The sequence below is a fragment of the Achromobacter sp. genome (assembly GCF_036567245.1).
Classification (GTDB): Bacteria; Pseudomonadota; Gammaproteobacteria; order Burkholderiales; family Burkholderiaceae_B; genus Achromobacter.
In genome coordinates this window covers 1-3,854 of the sequence record NZ_DATCUY010000029.1, presented here as the reverse complement: position 1 = coordinate 3,854, position 3,854 = coordinate 1, and the positions used below count along the sequence as shown (strand labels likewise).

Below are 3,854 nucleotides of genomic sequence, written 5' to 3'. Positions count from 1 at the left end.
CCAAGGCAATCTACCAGCGCCAGCTGGACACCGCCATCAAGCGCGCGCGCTTCCTGGCCCTGTTGCCTTACACCGACAACCACAACTAATCCGGGGCACTGAAATGCAAGTTATTCTGCTCGAAAAAGTCGTCAACCTGGGTAACCTCGGCGAAGTCGTCCGCGTGCGTGATGGCTACGCCCGCAACTTCCTGATCCCCCAGCGCAAGGCCCGTCGTGCAACCGACGCCGCCCTGAAGGAATTCGAAGCGCGCCGCGCCGAACTGGAAAAGGCCCAGGCTGAAAAGCTGGCCGCTGCCCAAGCTCTGGGCGAGCGCCTTGCCGGCTTCCAGCTGAAGATCGCCCAGAAGGCTGGCGTCGACGGCCGTCTGTTTGGTTCGGTCACCAACGCCGACATCGCCGAAGGCCTGAAGAAGGCCGGTTTCGAAGCCGTCGAAAAGTCGCAAGTGCGTCTGCCCAACGGCCAACTGAAGTCGGTCGGCGAGTTCCCGATCCAGGTTGCCCTGCACGCCGACGTGCTGGTCGACGTGACGGTCCTGGTCGAAGGCGAACTGTCCTAAGCCGGTACCCGCAGTAAAAAGAAGCCGGCCTGCGTGCCGGCTTTTTTTCTTTTTGCCCCCACACGTATTGCGTGTAGGCTTCGGACTCCACGATCAGGCCTTGCGCCGTATTCCTCAGAGGACCTCTTGACTCAGCCCCCCGTTCACCACAACGCGCCTCCCGGCTTGCGAGCCTGGCTGGAAAGCGTGGATGCGTCGCGTGAACCGTCGGTGCGGGATGTGACGATAGAGGGCGTGCGCTGCATCATCAAACGGCGCCGGCCCAGCATCGGCCGGGGCCTGAGCTATGCGCTGCGCTATGTGCGCGCCCTGTTCCTGGGCGTGGGGTGCAAGATCTTCCTGGGCGAATTTCCGAGGCCGGGCGTGCTGCTGCGCAATGGTCTGGCGCACGAGTCGCAACGCCTGGCGCAGTTGTTGAAGGCAGGCTGCCGCGTGCCCGAGGTGTGGTGGCAAGAGCAGGGCCTGCTGGTGCTGGAGTACGTGGGCGAGGACCTGGCCGACCTGATCCGCAACGAGGACACCACTTCCCGGTTGTGGCTGGCGCGCGCGGCCGCGGCCGATCTGGCCGCCTTCCATGCCCGCGGCATGTGGCATGGCGGCGCGCAGATCCGCAACATCACCTTGCAGGATGGCGAACTGTGGCGCATCGATTTCGAAGAGAACATCGGTTCGACCTTGTCGCGCCCGCTGGCCCAGGCCTATGACCTGTTCCAGATGCTGGCCTCTCTGGTGTCTTTGCGTAAATTGCCGGACGACGTGGCCCGCACGCTGGGTAAACTGGCGCTTGAAGTCTATTTCGAGAGCAACCCCGATGCCGAGGTCCGCGCTCGCCTGACACGCCTGGCGCGTGTGCTCTGCGCCATTGCGGCGCCCTTGCGCGTGGTCCTGGGCCGCCTGCCCTCGCGCGATATCCAGGGATTCTTCCGCGTTGCGGATATCCTGCAGCCGTTACTATTGAAGTCATGAATACACCCGCCGATTCCCAGCTCGAGTACCTGCGCGTTCCTCCCCATTCCATCGAGGCTGAACAGTCGGTTCTGGGCGGCCTGTTGCTGGACAACGCAGCCTGGGACCGCATCGCCGACGTGCTGGTGGAAGAAGACTTCTATCGCCACGACCACCGCCTGATCTGGCACCACATCGCCCGCCTCATCGGGCTGGCGCGTCCCGCCGACGTGATCACGGTTAACGAGTCCCTGATCAGCGCGGGCAAGGCCGAAGACGCAGGCGGCCTGGCCTACTTGAACGCGTTGGCGCACAACACGCCGTCCGCCGCCAACATCCGCCGCTACGGCGAGATCGTGCGCGAGCGCGCCATGCTGCGCAAGCTGGTGTCGATCGCCGACGAGATTTCCTCGGCCGCCCTGAATCCGCAAGGCAAGGAAGCCCGCCAACTGCTGGACGAGGCCGAATCCAAGGTCTTCCAGATTGCGCAGGAAGGGTCGCGCGGCGCTGCTGGCTTCCAGGAGATTCAGCCCTTGCTCACGCAGGTGGTTGAACGCATTGACGAGCTTTACCACCGCGAGGGCAGCTCCGATGTGACGGGCGTGCCCACCGGCTTCGCCGATCTGGACAAGATGACGTCCGGCATGCACGGCGGCGACCTGATCATCGTGGCCGGCCGCCCGTCCATGGGCAAGACCTCGTTCTCCATGAACATCGGCGAACACGTGGCCATCGAACAGGGCCTGCCCGTGGCGGTGTTTTCCATGGAAATGGGCGCGGTGCAGTTGGCGATGCGTATGCTGGGCTCGGTCGGCCTGCTGGACCAGCACCGCATGCGTACCGGCAAGCTGATCGCCGACGACTGGCCGCGCGTGACGCACGCCGTGCAACTGATGCAGGACGCGCAGGTCTACATCGACGAAACGCCCGCGCTCAGCCCGATGGAAGTGCGCGCGCGTACGCGCCGCCTGGCGCGGCAGTGCGGCCAGCTGGGCCTGATCATCATCGACTACCTGCAGCTCATGTCGGGCAACGGTTCCGGCGAAAACCGGGCCACCGAAGTGTCGGAAATCAGCCGTTCGCTCAAGGGTCTGGCCAAGGAACTCAACTGCCCGCTGATCGCGTTGTCGCAGTTGAACCGAAGCCTGGAACAGCGCCCCAACAAGCGTCCCGTGATGAGCGACCTGCGCGAATCCGGCGCCATCGAACAGGACGCCGACGTGATCCTGTTCATCTACCGCGACGAGGTCTACAACCCCGACTCGCCGGATAAGGGCACCGCCGAGATCATCATCGGCAAGCAGCGTAACGGCCCTATCGGCACGGTGCGCCTGACCTTCCAGGGTTCGAGCACGCGCTTCCTGAACTTCTCGGGTTCGCAGCCGCGCGACATGTACTGAGCGCATTCCGGCCCAAGAAAAAACCGCGCCTCGGCGCGGTTTTTCATTGCAGGCGGGAATCCGCTTCAGGCTTCAGCCTCGGGGCGCTTGCCGAAGCGCGCGGCCAGTACGCCGCACACCATCAACTGGATCTGATGGAACAGCATCAGGGGCAGCACGATTGCGCCCACGGCGTGGCCGGCGAACAGCACCTGCGCCATCGGAATGCCGCTGGCCAGGCTTTTCTTCGAGCCGCAGAACAGCAGCGTGATGCGGTCTTCCACGTTGAAGCCGAGCACCCGGCCGGCCAGGGCCGACAGGCCCAGCGCCAGCGCCAGGATGACGGCGCAAGCCACCACCAGGCCGGCCAGCGCGGGGATCGGGGTCGAGCTCCACAGGCCTTCGTTGATGGCTTCCGAAAATGCCGTGTAGACCACCAGCAGGATGGAACCCTGATCGACGAACTTCAGCATGGCCTTGCGCTTGTGCACCCAGGCGCCGATCCAGCGGCGGGCGAATTGGCCCAGCACGAAGGGCAGCAGCAGCTGCAGCATGATCTTGCCGACTGCGTCGAACGAAATCGGGGCGCTGCCCGCGTTGGCCACCACCGTGCCCACCAGCAGCGGGGTGAGGAAGATGCCGAGCAGGCTGGAGGCGGAAGCGCTGCACACGGCGGCCGGCACGTTGCCGCGCGCCATCGAGGTGAAGGCGATGGCCGATTGCACGGTGGCGGGCAGGCAGCACAGGAACAGGATGCCCAGGTAGAGTTCCGGCGTGACCAGCGGCTCCAGCACCGGCTTGAGCGCCAGGCCCAGCAGCGGGAACATCAGGAAGGTCGCCGAGAAGATCGTCAGGTGCAGCTTCCAGTGCGTCAGGCCGGCGATGATGGCCTCGCGGGACAGGCGCGCCCCGTGCAGGAAGAACAACAGGCCGACGGCAATGTTGGTGATCCAGCCAAATATCACGACGCC

General features: G+C 64.8%; 4 protein-coding genes and 1 pseudogene. 4 read left to right on the top strand and 1 reads right to left on the bottom strand.

Translation table 11 applies throughout. The features are described 5' to 3' along the window. The 4 genes and pseudogenes from VIR09_RS01010 to VIR09_RS00995 form a co-directional block, all read left to right on the top strand. Positions 1-89, top strand: a pseudogene (locus VIR09_RS01010) (30S ribosomal protein S18); the annotation flags it as partial. Positions 90-103: 14 nt separating this feature from the next. Beyond that, complete coding sequence (gene rplI / locus VIR09_RS01005) at positions 104-559, top strand: 50S ribosomal protein L9 (RefSeq protein ID WP_332010890.1); 456 nt, start codon at positions 104-106, stop codon at positions 557-559. A 126-nt stretch (positions 560-685) separates the two neighbouring features. Then, on the top strand, positions 686-1,525 hold the full coding sequence (locus tag VIR09_RS01000; protein WP_332010887.1) for a hypothetical protein: 840 nt from the start codon (positions 686-688) through the stop codon (positions 1,523-1,525). Then, positions 1,522-2,904: a replicative DNA helicase gene (locus VIR09_RS00995; protein WP_332010884.1), complete on the top strand. Its 1,383-nt coding sequence runs from the start codon at positions 1,522-1,524 to the stop codon at positions 2,902-2,904. Before VIR09_RS01000 ends, VIR09_RS00995 begins: the two co-directional genes overlap by 4 nt. A 65-nt stretch (positions 2,905-2,969) precedes the next feature. Here VIR09_RS00995 and VIR09_RS00990 read toward each other — a convergent pair. Next, on the bottom strand, positions 2,970-3,854 hold an 885-nt coding region (locus tag VIR09_RS00990; RefSeq protein ID WP_332010881.1), incomplete at its 5' end, for a bile acid:sodium symporter family protein.